The organism is Pseudomonas sp. S150, from assembly GCF_004526365.1.
Taxonomy (GTDB): Bacteria; Pseudomonadota; Gammaproteobacteria; order Pseudomonadales; family Pseudomonadaceae; genus Aquipseudomonas; species Aquipseudomonas putida_A.
Genome location: NZ_CP038207.1, coordinates 5,360,745 through 5,382,018 on the forward strand (window position 1 = coordinate 5,360,745; position 21,274 = coordinate 5,382,018).

Sequence of the window (21,274 nt, forward strand, 5' to 3'; positions counted from 1 at the left end):
AGATCCCGTCGCACTCAAGCACTGCAGAATCTCACGCGTGTCGTTCGACCTGGGCCTGAACCCTAGTCAGATTTGTCGCCACCGGCCAGATTCTTCTTGGCTCCGGTCTTGAAATCGGTTTCGTACCAACCGCTGCCGCTGAGGCGAAAACCCGGCATGGACAGCTGTTTCTTGAGCTCTGGCGCCTGACAGGCAGGGCAGTCGACCAGCGGTGCCTCGCTGATCTTTTGAATGGCTTCCAACTGATGACCACAGGAAGCACATTGATAATCGTACATCGGCATGGGGGTGTCTCGGCGATCAGATTGCCACCGCGCGCAGGGCTTTGCGGCGAAAGAGCGGGATTATATCCATTAAATGCGGGCTGTGCAGCCGTAAGACTGCACAGCCCGCCACGTCATTTCAAGTATTGCCCGTTCAGGGCATGACGGCCGCCGGGGTATCGCGCAGGCCATTCATCACGCACACCACCCGTACCAGACCACTGAAGTTTTTCACCCCGCCGTGGCGCAGGTGCACTTCGCGGTCCACATGTGACAGCAGCGTGCTGACCGAACAGCCGTTGTGCCCGGCCATGTCACCAAGAATGTTCCAGTAAACCTGCTCGAGCCTCAAGCAAGTGGCAAAGCCGTTCAAACGCACTGATCTGGCCAGCGGCCGGATCAGCTCAAAATCGAAATCGCTGACAAACGGATCGACCTTCATTTCCCGTTGCGAACCGACGTGCTCGCATCGCCTGTCTCCACCTACCATATCGCTGACACTCCTTTGTCATCGCTGCTTTTATAAAGACAACATCCTGTGCCTTCATAAAAACGCAGACGCAAAGTCAGCGCCAGACGACTAGTTGCCCAGCAGCGTAGGATAAGCCGACATGTTCAGTAAGATTTGAAACAGTATGCGGACATCCACACCTGCGGACGTCCGCGCACCGGACTATCAGGCCTCGAGCAACGCGCGCAACATCCACGCGGTTTTCTCATGCACCTGCATGCGCTGGGTCAGCAAGTCGGCCGTCGGCTCGTCACTGACCTTGTCCAACAGCGGGAAGATGCCGCGAGCGGTGCGAGTGACCGCTTCCTGGCCGTCGACCAACTGCTTGATCATGTCCTCGGCACTTGGCACCCCGACTTCTTCTTTAATAGAGGAGAGACGCGCGTAAGTCGCGTAGGCACCCGGCGCAGGAAAACCCAGAGCGCGGATACGCTCGGCGATCAGATCCACCGCCAGCGCCAGCTCGTTGTATTGCTCTTCGAACATCAGATGCAGGGTCCTGAACATCGGACCTGTGACGTTCCAGTGGAAGTTATGGGTTTTCAGATACAGCACGTAGGTGTCCGACAGCAGCCGCGACAGCCCCTCGACGATGGACTTGCGATCTTCTTCACTGATACCGATATCGATTGCCATGTTTACCCCCTAAGGCGATTGAATTCATCCAACAGGTGCAGACCCACTCTAGCAAGGCAGCCGCCACCTCGCAGCCGACAATCTTCACTCGCCATGCGACAAATCGACCGGGCACGTGCCGCTGGCCGGGGTAATTTGAGTAGCTGCAGGCTTTGCTGTTAAATAGGCAGTGTGTCGCTACGCCCCATTTTTCGGGGGTGTCGCGCATAGGCTGATGCCGGGCACGTGTCCAACGCCTCTTTATTGTTCCGAAGCGAACCGTGCGCCTTCAGCTCTTCCTTGTGAGCCGTCATAACGTGAGCCAATCAAAATGTTGAAAATCGTCCACCTGCTAATGGGCGCAGCGGCCTTGCTGCTGTCGTTCATACCTAGCTTGAAATCCGAAGCCGTTCCTTACCTGCAACAACCCGATGCACTTTACCTGGCCTTTTTCGGCCTGCTGAATCTGGTCATCGCTCCAGTGATTCCTTACTGGAACAAAGGCCCGCGCCAGCATCTGCAAAATCTGGTCAGCGCTCTTCTCGTGCTGACTGTCGTCCTGCAAACCCTGACCCTGATCGCACCGATGCCAGTCATCGCCGGTCAACCGGCGGTGTTGTTCAGCCTGGTGATCGCTCTGGTTGCCGTGGTTGTGCACTTGGCCGTGAGCTTCTACAAATCTTCACCGGCTGCCGCACCTGTCACCTATGACATGAGCAACCGCGATACCGGTACCGTCAAGTGGTTCAACACGTCCAAAGGCTTCGGCTTTATCTCCCGGGATTCCGGCGATGATATTTTCGTGCACTTTCGTGCAATCCGTGGCGAAGGCCACCGCGTACTGGTCGAAGGCCAGCGCGTTGAGTTCTCGGTGATGAACCGGGATAAAGGCCTGCAAGCCGAGGACGTGATCGCCGCCCTGCCGCGTCGCTGATCCAAGGCAATAAAAAACCGCGAACAGCCAGGCTGCTCGCGGTTTTTTTACGCCTGCATAAAGGTGTTGGCATCAGTAATGCGGTGGTGGCGCCTCTTCCTCGAAAGAATCGAACTGCCCGACCATCTCCTCCTGACGCTTGAGCAACGCCGCCATTTGCAGTTGCAAGCGCTCGATCACCCGCTGCTGCGCCACCAGTTCGTCGTTCAACGCCTGAATGGTGTCATCCTGAAAAGCCAGACGGCTTTCCAGATCGGTGACGCGTTCTTCAAGGTTCATGGTTCAACCCTCCAGAAACGTGAAGTGTTCGGTCAGCACCAGACGCAGCCGCTCACGAATGCTCGCGACCTGCTCGGCGCTGTAGGGTTTGGCCGGGTGTTTGCCCCAGACCGGCGCCGGCCATGCCGCATCGTCACGCTTGCGCACGATCACATGCATATGCAACTGGCTGACAACGTTGCCCAGCGTCGCGACGTTCAGCTTGTCGGCATCGAACAAGTCCTTGAGCAACTCGGCCAGCGCCGTGGTTTCCTGCCACAACTGCTGCTGGTCGGCGACATCCAACTGAAACAACTCGCTGATATCGTCGCGACGAGGCACCAGGATGAACCACGGGTAATTGGCATCGTTGGACAGCAGCAGCCGGCAGAGCGGGAAATCGCCGATGGTCAGGGTGTCCTGTTGAAGTCGTGAATCTAAAGCAAACACTGCGTGCACTCCCGGCTGATCTACACAATTCAGCTTAGCGGCCATCCAGACAGGCATGACGCCAAGCGACAGGCAGGCAGCATACCTGCGAATGCGCCGGGCTTCACGATGAGCGTGCCAGGATAGACATTGCTCAACGCTCCTGCATGCGACATTTTCGGGCGGCACGCACCATGACGGAACCGACTGCGCGGTGCAGCACAATGAAATGACCAGAAAAGCCCAAAGCGTTCATCCCCTGCTCCCGCTCAAACTGTATGAATCCGGAACAACTGGAAAATTTTTTGCACCAAAACCGCACAGCGCGTCTACGCTCAGTGCGTCGGGCATCCGCCGAATACTCACTGGCGGGGTGAACCGGTAACGTTTTTCGTTGTCGCGCGCACGAACCTGCTCGACAACACCAAGCGAGGGATGGCGTCAAGCCCTGATAAAGAAGGGCTTGAGGCCCAGTATTTATGAGGTTTTTACAGCGAGTGACGAGTGTTCAGAAAAATAACCGCGTAGAGAACGCGGTTTGTGCACGCTTGTTGCATTCGTACCCATATGGACTATAAGCGCACCACGGGAAGTGGGAGCCTTAGGCCCAACAAAAACAGTGGCAGGGTTGCCCGATGGAGATTCAAGTGTTTTGCCAGGGACTCTTTTTTAGCGATGCGAAAGGCTAGAAAAACAGCGAGAAAGTTGTCGATCCGATTGCATCGGTACTGTGAATTTGCGACATCTACAAAGCCATCTGCGACAGCGTCGTAAAGAAGGTGAAAGGTTGGATTAGCAAGTATCGCCAACATTGTCGGCGTGATATAAGTTTGCGCCGACACAAAAAGAAAGAGCCGCCCAGATAATAAAACAGGTGGGACGGCAGTACTCTTCTAAAAACCAAAGGAGCAAATCACGATGCGCGTGATGAAGTGGAGCATGATCGCCCTGGCTGTTGCAGCAGGCACCTCGCAGTTCGCAATGGCATCTTCGCAGGATGACGCCAAAGGGTTCCTGGAAGACCAGAGTCTGAAACTGAAGACTCGTATGGAATACATGAACCGCGATTACAAAAATGGTGCCGGTAACGTTGCAAAGAAAGACGGCACCCCGGGTTTTGAAAGCGGCTATCGCCAGGACACCGGTGTCAGCCAACTGCTGACCTACGAATCGGGCTTCACTCAAGGCACCGTAGGTTTCGGTCTCGACGCCATGGCCATGGGTTCGGTCAAGCTGGACGGTGGCTCGGGTCGTCGTGGTAACGGCCTGTTCGCGATTGATAGCGACGGCAACGAAGAGAAATCCCAAGGCAAGATCGGCGGCGCTGTCAAATTCCGCGTTTCCGACACTGTGCTGAAATACGGTCAGCAATTCGTTGCCAGCCCGGTCTTCGCCACTGACGACAGTCGTCTGTTGCCAGAAGTGGCTACCGGTACCTTGATCACTTCCAAAGAGATCAAAGGCCTGGAACTGAGCGCAGGTCGCTTCACCGCCCTGAGCAAGCAAACCGGCATGGGCCGCGACAGCATCGGCGGCCTGCCTGATGAGAACGGCAACGGTGGCAAGGGCCTGACCAGCATCAACATCTTCGGCGCCAGCTATGCCTTCACCGACAATTTCACCGGTGCATTGGCCGCTTCGGATGCCGACCAGTACTTCAAGAAGCAATACATCAATCTGAACTACACCCTGCCTATCGCCGAAGACCAGTCGCTGAACTTCGACTTCAACGGTTATAAAACCGAAGGCGAGAAGCGTGGCAACCTGGTCAGCGCCATTGGCGACGAAACCCCTGACAACGACACCCGTGGCGTAGACAACAAACTGTGGTCCCTGGCAGCAGCCTACAGCCTCGGCGCGCACAAGTTCACCATCGCTCACCAGCGCTCCAGCGGCGACAATGCCTACTACTATGGCGTTGACGGCAACAGCACCATCTTCGTTGCCAACTCCATTCAGATCTCCGACTTCGTGGGCCGTGAAGAACGCTCCTGGCAAGCTCGTTACGACCTGAACATGAAGACTTATGGCGTTCCTGGCCTGAGCTTCATGACCCGCTACGTGAAGGGTGACAACATCAAGACCAACGGTCTGGGTGAAGGTAAAGAAAACGAGTGGAACGCCGAGTCCAAGTACGTGATCCAGGAAGGTCCAGCCAAGGATCTGTCGTTCCGTCTGCGTTACGCCATGTACCGTTCGAACGGCGCGTACAGCGGCTACGCGTCTGACAACAACGACACCCGTCTGATCGTCGAGTACCCACTGAACATCCTCTAATCGGGATATGCAGCTGACGTACTGTAGAGCTTTGCTCTAACAAGAACCGCTCACCTGACTCAGGTGAGCGGTTTTTTTATGAATCAAGTTTGCCCTGCCTTCCTGTTTCTGACCGTACAAACAATAGTAGCTAGCTACTTATTAGCCAACGAACATCTAGATCAGACATAAAAAACCCAAGAGTGCGGACAGCTCTTGGGTTAGTCCACTCATTAACTGACCGCGAGGCCAAGTATCAGTGGTATTACTGAACAGCCGATTCCTGAACTACTCGAATAACCCGCTGTGGAAACGGAATATCAATACCGGCAGTTTTCAAACGGTCACGCGACTGTTCGTTAAACATGAACATCACGTCCCAATAGTCTGCAGTTTTAACCCACACACGCAGGGAAACAGTGATCGAACTGTCACCCAACGTCGAAATGACCGCTTGTGGCGCAGGGTCCTGCAATACGCGCTCATCCTTGGCCAGATCCAGCAGCACCTGACGGGCCTTTTGCAGATCAGCTTCGTAATCCACACCCACGTCAAACACCACTTTGCGGGTTGGCTGACGGTTGGTGTTGGTGATGATGCCGTTCGACAGATTGCCGTTCGGGACGATGATGGTCTTGTTGTCACCGGTACGCAGCACGGTGTGGAAAATCTGGATGCTGTCGACAGTACCCGCCACACCTTGCGCTTCGATCCAGTCACCGATACGGAACGGACGGAACAGCAGAATCAGCACGCCGCCGGCGAAGTTCGCCAGGCTGCCCTGCAACGCCAGACCGATGGCCAGGCCGGCAGCACCAATCGCGGCCACGAACGAGGTGGTTTCCACGCCGATCATCGAGGCGACGCTGACAATCAGCAGCACCTTGAGGATGATGTTCGCCAGGCTGCTGATGAAGCCTTGCAGCGCCAGGTCGGCATTGCGCAGGGCCAGCAGACCGCCGAGTTTTTGCGTGACCTTGTTGATCAGCCACCAGCCAATGGCCAGGGTAATCACCGCCAGCAGCACGCGGCTGCCGTATTCCATGATCATCGGAATCCACGCCTGGGACGCCTTGACCAGGTTGTCTACCTCTGCATTCAAATCCATCTTCCATCTCCTGATGTCCGGCTACCCGGGGCTGTACACAAATTAAAAGTGGGAGCGGGCTTGCTCGCGAAAGCGCTGTGTCATTCAACAATGAGTTGCCTGACACACCGCTTTCGCGAGCAAGCCCGCTCCCACAGCCATCTGACCGGACTTAGTCGCGGAAGTTGTTGAACTGCAGTGGCATGCCGAATTCCTTGGCGCGCAGGGCCGCGATGGCTTCCTGCAGGTCATCGCGCTTCTTGCCGGTCACACGTACCTGCTCGCCCTGAATGGCGGCCTGTACCTTGAGCTTGGCGTCCTTGATGTGCGCGACGATCTTCTTCGCCAGCTCCTTGTCGATGCCTTCCTTGAGGATCGCGTCCTGCTTCATCAGCTTGCCCGAGGCGTAAGCGTCTTTTACTTCAAGGCACTGCACATCGATCTTGCGCTTGGTCAGGGCCAGCTTCAGGATCTCGATCATCGCTTCCAGCTGGAACCCGGCTTCAGCGGTCAGGTTGACGGTCAGGTCCTTTTCCTTGAACTCGAAGCTGCCCTTGCCTTTCAGGTCATAGCGACGATCGAGTTCCTTCACGGCGTTCTCGACCGCGTTGGTCAGCTCGTGTTTGTCCAGTTCGGATACCACGTCGAACGACGGCATGTAGTCTCTCCAATAAAAAGGCGCGCTCGATGAGGATGGAGCGCGCTTGGCTTGCGGTTAAAATCCGGCTCATTATAACGGGTCTTTTCCCACCGATACGGCGAGCCTTGCATGCCAGTACCTTACCGAGTGAAAAACTGATGTCCACCCCCTGGCACGTTCTCGGCGCCGGTAGCCTCGGCACCCTGTGGGCCACCCGTCTGGCGCGGGCCGGGCTGCCGGTGCGGCTGATCGTGCGTGATGCCGAGCGCTTGCGCAGCTATCAGGTGGCCGGCGGCCTGACGCTGGTCGAACACGGCGCAGCCACGACCTATGCCGTCCCTGCGCAAACGGCGGACGACCCGGAGCCGATCCGCCGCCTGCTGGTCGCCTGCAAAGCCTATGACGCCGAAAGCGCCGTCGCCCGCCTCGCCCCGCGCCTGAGCGCAGATGCCGAGCTGATCCTGCTGCAGAACGGTCTCGGCAGTCAGGACGCCGTCGCAGCGCAGGTACCGCAGGCACGCTGCATCAGCGCCTCCAGCACCGAAGGCGCGTTCCGCGATGGCGACTGGCGCGTGGTGTTTGCCGGCCACGGTTTCACCTGGCTGGGCGATGCCAGCCATCCGGTAGCGCCAATCTGGCTGGACGATCTTGATGCGGCGAAAATCCCCCACGAGTGGAGCACCGACATCCTCACCCGGCTGTGGCGCAAACTGGCGCTCAATTGCGCGATCAATCCGCTGACCGTGCTCCATGATTGCCGTAACGGCGGGCTGGAGCAGCATCAATGCGAAGTCGCCACGCTGTGTGCGGAACTTGCCGAATTGCTGGAGCGTTGCGGTCAACCGGCAGCCGCGGTCAATCTGCAACAGGAAGTCGAGCGGGTGATCCACGCCACCGCAGCCAACTACTCGTCGATGTATCAGGACGTGGCGAACCAGCGCCGCACCGAAATCAGTTACCTGCTGGGCCACGCCTGCAAAGTCGCCACCCGTCACCAGTTGAACCTGCCACACCTCAATCAATTGCAGCAACGTCTGGTCGGCCATCTGCGCAGCCTTGGATTGCCCAGCGACTGAGCAGCGGCTACGCTGGCCACTTGTTCCTTTGCTGCGATAAACCTGATGCCATTGCGCCAGCGCCTTGAAAACCTGCCGGTCGGCCAGAAACTGCTGGCCGCCCTGCTGGTGTTGCTGACCACCGTCCTGCTGGTCGCCAACCTGACCTTTATCAGCGCCGCCTATTACATCTCCCAGGAAAGCATGGCGCCGCAAGCTTTGCAGACCATCGGCCGGCTGATCTCCAACCCGAGCCTGGTCGCACAAGCCCTCGAGTCGCCGCAAAGCGCCGAACGCCTGCTCAAGGAACTCGACAGCTATTCGCCGCTGCGCGCCGCCGCGTTGTATGACGGCAAGGGTGACCGCATCGCCCAGGTGCAGCGTGGCGAAAAACTCAATCTGCCGGAACGCTATCGACACATCGAAGCCTGGCAACTCACCGAGTTTCGCAGCAATCAGTTGATCACCCTGCCCCGCCCCGGCACCGCGCCCGGGCACTTGCTGCTGGTCGCCAGCAGTGAACTGCCGATGGCGTTCTACACCGGTACCCTGACCGCCAGTCTCGGCATCCTGATTTTCAGCGTGCTGCTGTGGCTGGTGATTGCGCGGCAGATCAAACGCCTGATCACCCGCCCGATCCATGAGCTGGAAGAGCTCTCGCGTCAGGTCACTCGCGAAGAAAACTACGCCCTGCGCGCCTCACGCGGCAACCACGATGAAATCGGCAGCCTCGCCGAGGCGTTCAATACCATGCTCTCGCGCATCGAAGCCCGCGAACAGCAGCTCAAGCGCGCCCGCGATGACTCGCAGGCCGCCTACGATCAGGCCCAGGGCCTGGCCGAAGAAACCCGCCACACCAACCGCAAGCTGGAACTGGAAGTCCAGGTTCGGAGCAAGATCGAGAAGAAGCTCACCGGTTTCCAGAACTACCTCAACAGCATCATCGACTCCATGCCCTCGGCGCTGATCGCTCTCGACGAACAGCTCTACGTGACCCAGTGGAACCAGGAGGCCAGCGCCCTTTCCGGAACGCGCCTGGATGAGGCGCTGAACCAACCGATCTTCCTCGCCTTCGAACCGCTCAAGCCGTTTCTGCCACAACTCAAGCAAACGGTCGAAGAGCACACCGTGGCGAAGATCGAACGGGTGACCTGGTTCAAGGATGACGAACCCAAGCACTACGCCCTGACCTTTTATCCGCTGATGGGCGGCGCCGGGCGCGGTGTGGTGATCCGTATCGACGACATCACCCAGCGCCTGTCGCTGGAAGAAATGATGGTGCAGTCGGAGAAGATGCTCTCGGTCGGTGGCCTCGCCGCCGGCATGGCCCATGAGATCAACAACCCGCTGGGCGCGATCCTGCACAACGTGCAGAACATTCGCCGGCGGCTGTCGGCGGATCTGCCGAAGAACCTCGAAACCGCCGAACAGCTCGGCATCGAACTGGACACCGTCAACCGTTACCTGCAAAGCCGCGAAGTGCCGAAACTGCTCGACGGTATTCAGCAGGCCGGCGCCCGCGCGGCAAAAATCGTCACGCACATGCTCAGTTTCAGCCGGCGCAGCACCCGGCAAATGGCCCCGTGCGATCTGCCGGCGTTGATCGATCAAGCGGTGGAAATTGCCGGCAACGACTTCGATCTGGCGATCGGTTTCGACTTCAAGGGCCAGGCGATCATCCGCCAGTTCGACCCGGCGCTCGGCCCGGTTCCGGGCACCGCCAACGAACTGGAACAAGTGCTGCTCAACCTGCTGAAAAACGCCGCGCAAGCCATTCACCAGCGCGAAGACGACAGCGAGCCGGGGCGGATCATTTTGCGCACCAAACTGAACCCGCCATGGGCCGAGATCCAGGTCGAGGACAACGGCATCGGCATGAGCGAGAGCGTGCGCAAGCGCACCTTCGAGCCGTTCTTCACCACCAAGGAAATCGGCCAGGGCACAGGGCTGGGGCTGTCGGTGTCGTACTTCATCATCACCAACAACCACAAAGGCCAGATGGAAGTGCAATCGGCGCCGGGCCAGGGCACCTGCTTCACCTTGCGCCTGCCACTGACCCAACCGGCGGCCATCGCCGCCGAAACCAATCAACTACCGAGGTAACCCATGGGCTTTCGCTTGTCGAAGATCTACACCCGCACCGGCGACACCGGCGAAACCGGCCTGGGCGATGGCCGCCGCGTCCCCAAGGATCACCCGCGGATCGAAGCGATTGGCGAAGTCGATACGCTGAACAGTCAGGTCGGCGTGCTGCTGGCCGGGCTGATCGCCGAGCGTGAGGCGTTCCCGGGATTGAATGAACTGATCGACGTGCTCGCCCCCTGTCAGCATCGGTTGTTTGACCTCGGCGGAGAGCTGGCGATGCCGGAATATCAGGCGCTGAACACGGCAGAAATCCAGCGCCTGGAAGCGGCGATCGATGTGTGGAACGAGGAATTGGGGCCGCTGGAGAATTTCATTCTGCCCGGTGGGTCGATGCTGATCGCCCAGGCCCATGTGTGCCGCAGTCTGGCGCGCAGTGCCGAGCGCCGTTGTCAGCATTTGAATGCAATTGAGCCATTGGCCGGGGTTGGTTTGGCGTATATCAATCGGTTGTCGGATCTGTTGTTCGTCGCCGCAAGGTTGATTGCGCGGCGGCAGGGGATTGCGGAGATTTTGTGGCAGCCTGCTGCGAAGCCTTCAGAAATCTAGCGCCTGTAAGGACGCCTTCGCGAGCAAGCCCGCTCCCACAGTTGATTGCATTCATCCAGTTGGAATGCAGTCAAATGTGGGAGCGGGCTTGCTCGCGAAGAGGCCATCAGCCTCACAACATAATCAAGCTTCCGGCCAGAACGCCCGAATCCCCGCCACACCCTGCGCGCCAACACCCCAAGCCTTCTCGCGCTCCGCCGGGCCAACCCCGCCGAGCAAGAACACTGGCTTGCCAAAGCCCTCGATCAACGCCGCAGCCTGCTCCCAGCCCAACGGCTGCGCATCCGGATGGGTCAAGGTTGGTTGAACCGGCGACAAGGTGACGAAATCCACGCCCATCTGCTCGGCCAACGCCAGTTCTTCAGCGTTATGGCAGGACGCCGCCAACCAGCGCTCAGCTGGCAGCGGCCGCCCTGCTGCGGCGTATTTGCGCAGTTGCGCGGCAGTGATATGCCAGCCGGCCGACGGGAAATCGCCGAGCCATTCGAACGGCCCCTTGATCATCAACTGCGCCTTGCCGGCACACAGACCGGCTGCATCCACCGCCAGATCGCGGTATTTGGGGTCATAGCCGTTCGGCGCGCGCAACTGGATCAGTTTGATCCCGCCGGCAATCGCCTTCTGAATGCCGCGCAGCAAGGCCGGGGCTTCCAGATCGTCCGGGGTGATCAGGTATTCGCCGGGCAGACGCGCCGCGGCCACGATCGGCTGATTGGCCGCCGGGAATTCGTAGTTCAGCAGATCCTTGGCGGTCACCCAGGCCAGTGGCTGACCTTCGGCACCGTGCGGCTCACCGCTGAAGCTCGACACTTCCCAGACATCCAGCAGTACCTGCTTGTCCGGGTAATCGTGGCGCACCTTGATCAGTGGACGAGCGGCGCCGACGACAATGCCCAGCTCTTCGTGCAGCTCGCGCGCCAAGGCGCTTTCGACCGATTCGTCAGCCTCGACCTTGCCGCCGGGAAATTCCCACAAGCCGCCCTGATGCTGGGTGTCGGCACGACGGGCGATGAGGATTTTGCCGCTGTCGTCACGAATGACGGCAGCCGCGACGTGTACACGTTTCACGGATTCAACTCCTCCAGTCCAGCCTTTTGCCACGCCTTGAAGGCGGGCCATTGGTAGACGGTTTCAACATAGGCTTCATCAACCGCCGGCAACTGCACCTGGTAAGTCCGCAGGCGCACGGCAATCGGGGCGAAGAACGCGTCAGCCAGGCTCACCCGGCCAAACAGATACGGCCCAGGCTCCGTGGCGGCAGCACGGCATTCAGCCCACAGCGCGAGCATGCGTTCGATATCGACCTTCACCTCTGGCGGCACCGGGTTGAGCGGGGCGTCGTGGCTCAGGTTGAACGGCATGTGATTGCGCATGGCGAAAAAGCCACTGTGCATCTGCGCGCAGGCGGACCGCGCCTGGGCACGGGCGAACAGGTCGGTTGGCCAGAGCTGTTCGGACGGGAACTGCTCGGCCAGGTATTCGGCGATCGCCAGAGAGTCGGCGATGGTGCCGCGAGAAGTTTGCAGCAGCGGCACCTTGGCGGTCGGCGAATGCTTGAGCAGCTTCTCGCGGGTGTCGGGCTTGCCGAGTTTGATCAGTTCTTCGCTGTAGGGTGCGCCGGTCAGCTCCAGCGCCAGAGCGGCGCGCAGGGACCAGGAGGAAAGCAGTTTGTCGCCGATGATCAGGTGCAGGGACATGGTGTGGCGCCTTTTCGTCAGTGGAAAGCTTCAAGACTTGTAGTGACTGGGCCGACGCTTTCGCGGGCAAGCCCGCTCCCACAGTAGTTTCGGTCGTGCACAAATCTCGTGTACACCACAGAACCCTGTGGGAGCGGGCTTGCCCGCGAAGAGGTCGGCAGCCCACCCTCACCCTTTGGATCAGGTGCGGTATTCGGCGTTGATCTTCACGTACTCATGCGACAGGTCGGTGGTCCAGATGGTTTCGCTGCAATCACCGCGACCCAGTTCGATACGGATGGTGATCTCTTCCTGCTGCATCACCGCCGAACCCTGTGCCTCAGTGTAGGTCGCTGCGCGTGCGCCACGGCTGGCGATGCACACGTCGCCGAGGAACACGTCGATCTTGCTCACATCCAGATCCGGCACGCCGGCACGGCCGACGGCGGCGAGAATGCGGCCCCAGTTCGGATCGGAGGCGAACAGCGCAGTCTTGATCAGCGGCGAGTGGGCCACGGTGTAACCGACGTCCAGGCATTCCTGATGATTGCCGCCACCGTTGACTTCAACGGTGACGAACTTGGTCGCGCCTTCGCCGTCACGCACGATGGCCTGGGCCACGTCCATGCACACTTCGAACACCGCCTGTTTCAGCTTGTTGAACAGCTCGCCTTCGGCACGGGTGATTTCCGGCAGTGCAGCCTTGCCGGTGGCAATCAGCATGCAGCAGTCGTTGGTCGAGGTATCGCCGTCGATGGTGATGCGGTTGAACGACTTGTTCGCGCCGTCGAGCATCAGGTTGTGCAGTACGTCGCGGGAAACTTTGGCATCGGTGGCGATGTAGCCGAGCATGGTCGCCATGTTCGGGCGAATCATGCCTGCACCTTTGCTGATGCCGGTGACGGTAATGGTCACGCCATCATGCTCGAACTGGCGGCTGGCACCCTTGGGCAGGGTGTCGGTGGTCATGATGCCGGTGGCGGCGGCTTCCCAGTTGTTTTCCGACAGATCGTCCAGCGCCGCTTGCAGCGCGCCTTCGATCTTCTCGACCGGCAGCGGCTCACCGATCACGCCGGTGGAGTACGGCAGGATCTGGCTGGCATCGACACCGGTCAGCTCGGCCAGTTTCGCCGTGGTGCGCTCGGCAGCCGCCAGGCCCGGCTCACCGGTACCGGCGTTGGCATTGCCGGTGTTGGTCAGCAGGTAACGCACGTCGTTGTGCACGCGTTTTTTCGCCAGGATCACCGGCGCGGCGCAAAAGGCGTTCAACGTGAACACACCGGCCACGGTCGAACCTTCGGCGCAGCGCATCACTACCACATCCTTGCGCCCAGGGCGCTTGATGCCGGCCGAGGCAATACCGAGTTCAAAACCGGCAACCGGGTGCAACGTTGGCAAAGGACCAAGACCAACAGCCATGAATGCGCTCCTTACTCAATGATGTCAGCACCGCTCACAGGGATGGCGGTGGTGTAAATGGCAAAACGCCGCGACGGCAGGAGCCGGTCGCGGCGCGGGTATTTCAGCGATTGAAACGGGGGTTACTGGATCTGCCCGTGGCAATGCTTGAATTTCTTGCCCGAACCGCAGTAGCACAGTTCGTTGCGACCCAGCTTCTGCTCGTTGCGCACCGGCGCGGTGGCGAGGGCGACATCGACCTCTTCACCCAATACTTCCGGCTGCTCCAGACCAGGGGCCTCGGCGTGTTCGAACTGCATGCGCGCGGCCAGCGCTTCGGCTTCCTCACGCAGGCGTTGCTCTTCGGCTTCTGGATCTTCGCGGCGCACCTGAACGTGCGACAGCACACGGATCGAGTCGCGCTTGATCGAATCCAGCAGCTCGGAGAACAGCGTGAACGACTCGCGCTTGTATTCCTGCTTCGGGTTCTTCTGGGCGTAGCCACGCAGGTGGATGCCGTGACGCAGGTGATCCATGGTCGACAGGTGGTCTTTCCACAGGTCGTCCAGCACGCGCAGAACGATTTGTTTCTCGAACGAGCGCAGTGCTTCGGCACCGGCCTGATCTTCTTTCTCGTTGTACGCCGCCATCAGCTCGACCATCAGCTTCTCGCGCAGGGTCTCTTCGTACAGGTGATCGTCTTCGTCGAGCCATTGCTGGATCGGCAGTTTCACCCCGAAGTCGCTGGCAATCGACGCTTCCAGACCGGCCACGTCCCACTGCTCTGGCAGCGATTGCGGCGGAATGTGCGCGCTGACGGTGGCGTTGAGCACATCCTGACGGAAATCGGCGATGGTTTCACCGATGTTGTCGGCGGCCAGCAACGTGTTACGCATGTGATAGATCACTTTACGCTGTTCGTTGTTGACGTCGTCGAACTCGAGCAGTTGTTTACGGATATCGAAGTTGCGACCTTCCACCTTGCGCTGCGCCTTCTCGATCGCGTTGGTCACCATGCGGTGCTCGATCGCTTCGCCCGGCTGCATGCCCAGGGCTTTCATGAAGTTCTTCACCCGGTCAGAGGCGAAGATGCGCATCAGGCTGTCTTCCAGCGACAGGTAGAAGCGGCTGGAACCGGCATCGCCCTGACGGCCAGCACGGCCACGCAGCTGGTTGTCGATACGACGGGATTCGTGACGCTCGGAGGCAATCACCTGCAGACCGCCGGACTCCAGCACTTGCTGGTGACGCTTCTGCCAGTCGGCCTTGATCTGGGCGATCTGCTCGGGGCTCGGGTTTTCCAGCGCCGCGACTTCCACTTCCCAGTTACCGCCCAACAGGATGTCGGTACCACGACCGGCCATGTTGGTGGCGATGGTCAGGGCGCCCGGACGACCGGCTTGCGCGATGATCTCGGCTTCTTTTTCGTGGAACTTGGCGTTCAGCACCTTGTGTTCGATGCCTTCCTTGTTGAGCAGGTTGGACACATGCTCGGAAGTTTCGATGGTCGCGGTGCCCACCAGGATCGGACGGCCCTGGGCCATGCCTTCCTTGATGTCGTTGATGATCGCCGCGTATTTCTCTTCGGCGGTCAGGAACACCAGGTCGTTGAAATCTTTACGCGCCAACGGTTTGTTCGGCGGAATCACCATGACCTGCAGGCCGTAGATCTGGTGGAATTCGAACGCTTCGGTGTCGGCGGTACCGGTCATGCCGGACAGCTTGGTGTAGAGACGGAAGTAGTTCTGGAACGTGGTCGAAGCCAGAGTCTGGCTCTCGGCCTGAATGTTCAGACCTTCCTTGGCTTCGATGGCCTGGTGCAGGCCTTCGGACAGACGACGACCCGGCATGGTGCGGCCGGTGTGTTCGTCGACCAGTACGACCTGGCCGTCCTGCACGATGTATTCGACGTTGCGATGGAACAGCTTGTGCGCACGCAGACCCGAATAGACGTGGGTCAGCAGGCCCAGGTTATGCGCCGAGTACAGGCTCTCGCCTTCGGCCAGCAGGCCGACGCCGGTGAGCATTTCTTCGATGTACTGGTGACCGGCTTCGTTGAGTTCGACCTGACGGGTCTTCTCGTCGATGGTGTAGTGACCGGCCTTGGTGACCTGGCCTTCGACTTCTTCAACGTGCAGTTCCAGCTGCGGGATCAGTTTGTTGATCTCCATGTACAGCTTGGAACTGTCCTCGGCCTGACCGGAAATGATCAGCGGGGTACGGGCTTCGTCGATGAGGATGGAGTCGACTTCGTCGATCACGGCAAAATTGAGTTCGCGCTGGAATTTCTCTTCCATGCTGAACGCCATGTTGTCGCGCAGGTAGTCGAACCCGAATTCGTTGTTGGTACCGTAGGTGATGTCGGCAGCGTAGGCGGCGCGCTTCTCTTCCGGCGGCTGGAACGGCGTCACGACGCCGACGGTCAGGCCGAGGAATTCATACAGCGGACGCATCCAGTTGGCGTCACGGCGGGCCAGGTAGTCGTTCACGGTTACAACGTGCACGCCCTTGCCGGACAGCGCGTTGAGGTAAACGCCCAGGGTCGCTACGAGGGTTTTACCCTCACCGGTACGCATTTCGGCAATCATGCCTTCATGCAAGGTCATGCCGCCGATCAACTGGACGTCGAAGTGGCGCATGCCCATGACGCGCTTGCCGGCTTCACGGGCGACCGCGAAGGCTTCAGGCAACAGCTTGTCGAGGGATTCCCCTTTGGCGATACGGGCCTTGAACTCATTGGTCTTGGCGCGCAATTGATCGTCCGAAAGGGCCACCATTTGCTCTTCGAAGGCATTGACGAGCTGCACCGTCTTGAGCATGCGTTTGACTTCACGCTCGTTCTTGCTTCCAAAAAGTTTCTTTAACAAAGGCGCAAACATATCGGCAGGATCTTCCACACTAAAGGGATGGAGGGCGGCCCCGTGAGTCGCCCGTGCAGCCCTCATGGCCGCATGCGAACGAGCATTCTACCCGGAAACGGTGGTGAGGAAAGTGGCGATATTCCACGATGCTGGCACTGCGCTTTGACGGGGCTCACTTAAAATAAGGGCGTTTTGCTCAACTTCAACCCATCAAGGCAAGAAGTTAGTTGTTGATTTAATGGGTAAAGCAGGGACAAAAGCAATGGGCGAGTGGTTCCGTTGCTTTCTGCTAACATGGAGCTTCTGTTACTTCAGGTGTTCGATCATGGCGTTTCGCCCCCTTACAGCCAGAGCGCCCGCCGTTCTGCTACGCGAAGCCAAGCCGCTCAAAGCCATTCTTGGTCATGCCCAACGCCTCGCTCATCTGCAACGCCTGCTTGAAAGCCAGCTGCAACCTGCCGCCCGCGCACATTGTCATGTGGCCAAGTGGCGTGAAGGCGAACTGTCGCTGGTGGTCACCGACGGCCATTGGGCGACACGCCTGCGCTACCAGCAAAAACGCCTGCAACGGCAATTGCAGCTGTTCGAAGAGTTCGCCAACCTGACGCGAATCAAATTCAGCGTGCGACCACCGATCGTCCAGCCTGGGGCTGTCGGGCACACGATGGACCTGTCGAGCAATGCGGCGGCGACCATTCAGTCCACGGCGGACGGGATCAGTGATCCTGGCCTGCGTGCGGCGCTTGAGCGTCTGGCGGCACACGCCAAAGACAAATCCTGATCTCAATCCAGAAAACTGCCACTTATCTAATGTGGGAGCGGGCTTGCTCGCGAAGGCGGCCTTTCAGTCAACATTATTGTTGACTGGCAGACCGCTTTCGCGAGCAAGCCCGCTCCCACAGTTTGGATCAACGCCGTTTGCTGCCACCGAGCAACGACCCCATCAAGCCGCGCACCAGTTGTTTACCCAGATTGTTGGCCGCCTGACGCATGGCTGACTTCAACGCCTGCCCCGCCGCCGTGCCCAGAAACTCTCCGGCACGATCAGCCAGGCTCGGCTCTTCGGCTGCCGGCTTACCCGCTGGCGCATCCGCCTCCGGCGCCAGATCCTTGCGGCCCATCAGGATTTCATACGCCGACTCACGATCGATCGGTTTGTCATATCGGCCCTTGAACGGCGACCCGGCGATCAGCATCGTGCGTTCGGTTTCGCTCAACGGCCCGATCCGCGACTGTGGCGGCGCCACCAGCACCCGCTGGACCATCTCCGGCGTGCCTTTTTCCTGCAGCGTCCCGACCAGTGCTTCACCGATGCCCAGCTCGGTCAGTACCGACAAGGTGTCGAACGCCGGATTTGGCCGGAAGCCATCAGCTACCGCTCGCAGGGATTTCTGTTCCTTGGCGGTGAACGCACGCAAGCCGTGCTGAATCCGCAGGCCAAGTTGCGCGAGCACGTCATCCGGCAGGTCGCCCGGCGACTGGGTGACGAAATACACGCCGACACCTTTCGAGCGAATCAGCCGCACCACCTGTTCCAGACGCTCCTGCAACGCCTTGGGCGTATCGCCGAACAACAAATGCGCTTCATCGAAGAACAGCGCCAGCAGCGGTTTGTCGGCATCGCCGCGCTCCGGCAATTGCTCGAAAAGCTCGGCCAGCAGCCACAGCAGGAACGTCGCGTAGACCTTCGGTGCCTCATGCACCAGACGGCTGGCATCGAGCAAATGAATCCGCCCACGACCATCGGCGGCCGGTTGCAGAATGTCTTCGAGTTGCAGCGCCGGTTCGCCGAACAACGCTTCAGCGCCCTGCTGCTCCAGGGTCGCCAGCCGGCGCAACAGTGCCTGGCTGGAACCGGTGGTCATCAGCGCCGCGTCTTCGCCGAGCAGCTGCGGGTTGTCCTTGAGGTGATTGAGCAGCGCCTTGAGGTCTTTCAGATCCAGCAGCAACAGGCCCTCGCGATCGGCCACTTTAAACGCCGCGTACAGCGCCGACTGCTGGCTGTCGGTCAGTTCCAGCAGGCTGCCGATCAGCAGCGGGCCCATTTCACTCAAAGTCGTGCGCAACGGATGACCGGACTCCCCGTGAATATCCCACAGCGTCACCGGATAAGCCTGCGGTTTGTGGTCGAGCCAGGGCATCCCGGCGATGCGCTCGGCGACTTTGCCCTGCGGATTGCCAGCAGCGCCCAGGCCGCACAGGTCGCCTTTGATGTCGGCGGCGAATACCGCGACCCCGGCGTCACTGAATGCTTCGGCAAGGCGTTGCAAAGTCACGGTCTTGCCGGTCCCGGTCGCACCGGCGATCAGCCCGTGGCGGTTGGCCAGGCGCATGGCCTGAGCAATCGGTTGCCCCGCCAGATCGGCGCCGATAACGAGTTGCGATGTGTCAGGCATTTTGTCACCTATGGTTAATCTTTAATCCGCTGTGGCCGATAGATAAGGGCGAGAACCTGACTGAAAAGTCGGTCGGACATTTCCCTAAGGAGAGTCGGAAATATCAGTTTGTTTCACCCTTGCCCATATTGCGCGTCTTTATAAAGCACGCCCAGGACATTAAGACCTTAGCGGAACCCCAAGCCATGAACAAAAACCTGCGCTTCAGCCATAAAATTTTGCTTGCCGCCGCCCTCATCGTCATCGCCGCTTTCGCCTCGTTCACGCTGTACAACGACTGGCTGCAACGCAACGCGATCCGCGATGACCTGAACAACTATCTCAACGAGATGGGCGAAGTCACCGCCGATAACATCCAGACCTGGCTCAACGGGCGCATTCTGCTGGTCGAGAACGCCGCCCAGAATATTGCCATCAATCCGGACCCGGCCAACGTCGCCAGCCTGCTGGAACAGAAATCCCTGACCTCGACGTTTATGGCCACTTACCTGGGCGATGCCACCGGTCACTTCACCATCCGTCCGGACGTGAAGATGCCGGACGGTTTCGATCCTCGGGTGCGCCCTTGGTATAAAGGGGCCGAGAGCAGCAGCGCGTCGACCCTGACCGAACCGTACATCGACGCCGCCACCGGCCAGTTGATAATCTCCATCGCCACCGCCTCGAAAAAGGCCGGCCAGAGCGTTGGCGTGGTCGGCGGTGACCTGAGCCTGCAAACCCTGGTCGACACCCTCACCGCCCGGGACTTCTCCGGCATGGGCTACGCCTTCCTGGTCAGCGCCGACGGCAAGATCCTCGTGCACCCGGACAAGGCACTGGTGATGAAATCACTCAAAGAAGCCTATCCGCAGGACACCCCGCGCATCAGCAGCGACTTCAGTGAAATCACCGTCGATGGCAAGACCCGCATCGTCAGCTTCGCGCCGATCAAAGGCCTGCCGTCGGTCAACTGGTACATCGGGCTGTCGGTGGACAAGGACAAAGCCTTCTCGATGCTCAGTGAGTTCCGCACCTCGGCGGTGATTGCCACGGTGATTGCGGTGGTGATCATCATCGCGTTGCTGGGCATGCTGATTCGCCTGCTGATCCAGCCACTGCACGTCATGACCCGCGCCATGGAAGACATCGCCGACGGCGAAGGCGACCTGACCAAGCGCCTGACCATCGTCAATAACGATGAGTTTGGCGTGCTGGGTACCGCATTCAACCGTTTTGTCGAGCGTATTCACGGCTCGATCCGCGAAGTGTCGTCGGCCACCGGGCAGGTCAACGAGGTCGCGCTGCGCGTGGTCGCAGCGTCCAACTCGTCGATGTACAACTCCGACCAGCAGGCCTCGCGCACCAGCAGCGTCGCCGCCGCGATCAATCAACTGGGCGCCGCCGCCCAGGAGATCGCCCGCAACGCCGCGCAAGCCTCGAATCAGGCCAGTGACGCCCGCGGCCTCGCCGAAGACGGCCAGCAAGTGGTGGATCGCAGCATCAAGGCGATGAATCAACTGTCGAGCATGCTCAGCGCCTCCAGCAGCAACATCGAGTCGCTGAACAGCAAAACCGTGAACATCGGGCAGATCCTCGAAGTGATCACCAGCATCTCCCAGCAGACCAATCTGCTGGCGCTCAATGCCGCCATCGAAGCGGCGCGTGCCGGTGAGGCCGGACGCGGTTTTGCCGTGGTCGCCGACGAAGTGCGCAACCTGGCGCACCGCACTCAGGAATCGGCGCAGCAGGTGCAAACCATGATCGAGGAGCTGCAAGTCGGCGCCCGTGAATCGGTGAGCACCATGAGCGACAGCCAGCGCCACAGCCAGGACAGCGTGGAAATCGCCAACCTCGCTGGCGAACGCCTCAACAGCGTGACCCAGCGTATCGGCGAAATCGACGGGATGAACCAGTCGGTGGCAACAGCGACCGAGGAGCAGACCGCGGTGGTGGAATCCATCAACGTCGACATCACCGAGATCAATACGCTGAACCAGGAAGGCGTCGAGAACCTGCAGGCGACGTTGCGCGCCTGTTCGGATCTGGAGCAGCAGGCTTCGCGCCTGAAGCAGCTGGTCGGTAGCTTCCGCATCTAAGATCAAAAGCCTCCCCCCTCACCCCAACCCTCTCCCCCCAAGGGGCGAGGGGAAAGGGAGCCGATCTTCAAGCTTTTCAAGACCTGAGTTCGACTCCGACTTTCAGGTCGATGTATCAAGCCAAAACAC

19 protein-coding genes and 1 pseudogene are annotated in these 21,274 nt (G+C 59.6%); 8 read left to right on the plus strand and 12 right to left on the minus strand.

From position 1 onward, the window contains the following. Positions 1-62: 62 nt before the first annotated feature. The 3 genes from E3Z29_RS24860 to E3Z29_RS24870 all read right to left on the minus strand — a co-directional run bounded on the left by E3Z29_RS24860 (position 63) and on the right by E3Z29_RS24870 (position 1,410). Complete coding sequence (locus E3Z29_RS24860) at positions 63-284, minus strand: FmdB family zinc ribbon protein (RefSeq protein WP_003227532.1); 222 nt, start codon at positions 282-284, stop codon at positions 63-65. A gap of 133 nt (positions 285-417) precedes the next feature. After that, complete coding sequence (locus tag E3Z29_RS24865) at positions 418-753, minus strand: ribbon-helix-helix domain-containing protein (protein ID WP_027612532.1); 336 nt, start codon at positions 751-753, stop codon at positions 418-420. Positions 754-939: 186 nt separating this feature from the next. After that, positions 940-1,410 (minus strand): Dps family protein, encoded by a 471-nt coding sequence (locus tag E3Z29_RS24870; RefSeq protein ID WP_007912745.1) that lies wholly within the window; start codon positions 1,408-1,410, stop codon positions 940-942. A gap of 310 nt (positions 1,411-1,720) precedes the next feature. Here E3Z29_RS24870 and E3Z29_RS29815 point away from each other — a divergent pair, with 310 nt between their 5' ends. Then, complete coding sequence (locus E3Z29_RS29815; protein WP_134787184.1) at positions 1,721-2,323, plus strand: cold-shock protein; 603 nt, start codon at positions 1,721-1,723, stop codon at positions 2,321-2,323. Between the two features lie 72 nt (positions 2,324-2,395). On the opposite strand, the gene E3Z29_RS24880 is transcribed toward E3Z29_RS29815, so the two are convergent. Both E3Z29_RS24880 and E3Z29_RS24885 read right to left on the minus strand, forming a co-directional pair. Continuing rightward, the gene (locus E3Z29_RS24880; protein WP_007962092.1) at positions 2,396-2,602 is read right to left on the minus strand and encodes a SlyX family protein; all 207 of its coding nucleotides are present in this window, start codon (positions 2,600-2,602) and stop codon (positions 2,396-2,398) included. Positions 2,603-2,605: 3 nt separating this feature from the next. After that, entirely contained in the window at positions 2,606-3,031 is a 426-nt protein-coding gene (locus E3Z29_RS24885) for an HIT domain-containing protein (protein WP_027612530.1), read from the minus strand. Between the two features lie 897 nt (positions 3,032-3,928). Here E3Z29_RS24885 and E3Z29_RS24890 point away from each other — a divergent pair. Beyond that, a complete protein-coding gene (locus E3Z29_RS24890) occupies positions 3,929-5,287 on the plus strand; it encodes an OprD family porin (RefSeq protein WP_098965276.1) in 1,359 nt (452 codons plus the stop codon). A 244-nt stretch (positions 5,288-5,531) separates the two neighbouring features. Here E3Z29_RS24890 and E3Z29_RS24895 read toward each other — a convergent pair whose 3' ends face one another. Further along, positions 5,532-6,374 (minus strand): mechanosensitive ion channel family protein, encoded by an 843-nt coding sequence (locus E3Z29_RS24895; RefSeq protein ID WP_027612528.1) that lies wholly within the window; start codon positions 6,372-6,374, stop codon positions 5,532-5,534. Positions 6,375-6,525: 151 nt separating this feature from the next. Further along, a complete protein-coding gene (locus E3Z29_RS24900; RefSeq protein ID WP_003227548.1) occupies positions 6,526-7,011 on the minus strand; it encodes a YajQ family cyclic di-GMP-binding protein in 486 nt (161 codons plus the stop codon). A 140-nt stretch (positions 7,012-7,151) separates the two neighbouring features. Here E3Z29_RS24900 and E3Z29_RS24905 point away from each other — a divergent pair, with 140 nt between their 5' ends. From E3Z29_RS24905 to E3Z29_RS24915, 3 genes are read left to right on the plus strand one after another with little or no spacing between them, the layout of a single operon-like run. Further along, entirely contained in the window at positions 7,152-8,069 is a 918-nt protein-coding gene (locus E3Z29_RS24905) for a putative 2-dehydropantoate 2-reductase (protein WP_134787185.1), read from the plus strand. A 45-nt stretch (positions 8,070-8,114) separates the two neighbouring features. After that, positions 8,115-10,151 (plus strand): HAMP domain-containing sensor histidine kinase, encoded by a 2,037-nt coding sequence (locus E3Z29_RS24910; protein ID WP_134787186.1) that lies wholly within the window; start codon positions 8,115-8,117, stop codon positions 10,149-10,151. A gap of 3 nt (positions 10,152-10,154) precedes the next feature. Further along, positions 10,155-10,739: a cob(I)yrinic acid a,c-diamide adenosyltransferase gene (locus E3Z29_RS24915; protein ID WP_134787187.1), complete on the plus strand. Its 585-nt coding sequence runs from the start codon at positions 10,155-10,157 to the stop codon at positions 10,737-10,739. A gap of 123 nt (positions 10,740-10,862) precedes the next feature. Here E3Z29_RS24915 and E3Z29_RS24920 read toward each other — a convergent pair whose 3' ends face one another. The 4 genes from E3Z29_RS24920 to secA form a co-directional block, all read right to left on the minus strand. Continuing rightward, positions 10,863-11,807, minus strand: a complete 945-nt coding sequence (locus tag E3Z29_RS24920) for a Nudix family hydrolase (protein WP_134787188.1) — start codon at positions 11,805-11,807, stop codon at positions 10,863-10,865. Then, positions 11,804-12,436, minus strand: a complete 633-nt coding sequence (locus E3Z29_RS24925) for a glutathione S-transferase family protein (RefSeq protein WP_098965281.1) — start codon at positions 12,434-12,436, stop codon at positions 11,804-11,806. Before E3Z29_RS24925 ends, E3Z29_RS24920 begins: the two co-directional genes overlap by 4 nt. A 180-nt stretch (positions 12,437-12,616) precedes the next feature. Further along, positions 12,617-13,834: a bifunctional glutamate N-acetyltransferase/amino-acid acetyltransferase ArgJ gene (argJ, locus tag E3Z29_RS24930; RefSeq protein WP_097085964.1), complete on the minus strand. Its 1,218-nt coding sequence runs from the start codon at positions 13,832-13,834 to the stop codon at positions 12,617-12,619. 122 nt (positions 13,835-13,956) lie between these two features. After that, positions 13,957-16,692, minus strand: coding sequence for a preprotein translocase subunit SecA (gene secA / locus E3Z29_RS24935; RefSeq protein ID WP_027612522.1), 2,736 nt, complete (start codon positions 16,690-16,692; stop codon positions 13,957-13,959). Positions 16,693-16,999: 307 nt separating this feature from the next. Here secA and E3Z29_RS24940 point away from each other — a divergent pair, with 307 nt between their 5' ends. Further along, positions 17,000-17,455 (plus strand): DUF721 domain-containing protein, encoded by a 456-nt coding sequence (locus E3Z29_RS24940; protein WP_134787189.1) that lies wholly within the window; start codon positions 17,000-17,002, stop codon positions 17,453-17,455. Positions 17,456-17,582: 127 nt separating this feature from the next. Here E3Z29_RS24940 and E3Z29_RS24945 read toward each other — a convergent pair whose 3' ends face one another. Continuing rightward, positions 17,583-19,070 (minus strand): helicase HerA-like domain-containing protein, encoded by a 1,488-nt coding sequence (locus E3Z29_RS24945; RefSeq protein WP_096795099.1) that lies wholly within the window; start codon positions 19,068-19,070, stop codon positions 17,583-17,585. A 329-nt stretch (positions 19,071-19,399) separates the two neighbouring features. Here E3Z29_RS24945 and E3Z29_RS30040 point away from each other — a divergent pair. Together E3Z29_RS30040 and E3Z29_RS30045 are read left to right on the plus strand one after the other, a co-directional pair. After that, a pseudogene (locus E3Z29_RS30040) lies at positions 19,400-20,239 on the plus strand (cache domain-containing protein); the annotation flags it as partial. Positions 20,240-20,380: 141 nt separating this feature from the next. Next, complete coding sequence (locus E3Z29_RS30045; RefSeq protein ID WP_371043227.1) at positions 20,381-21,145, plus strand: methyl-accepting chemotaxis protein; 765 nt, start codon at positions 20,381-20,383, stop codon at positions 21,143-21,145. Positions 21,146-21,274: the final 129 nt, after the last annotated feature.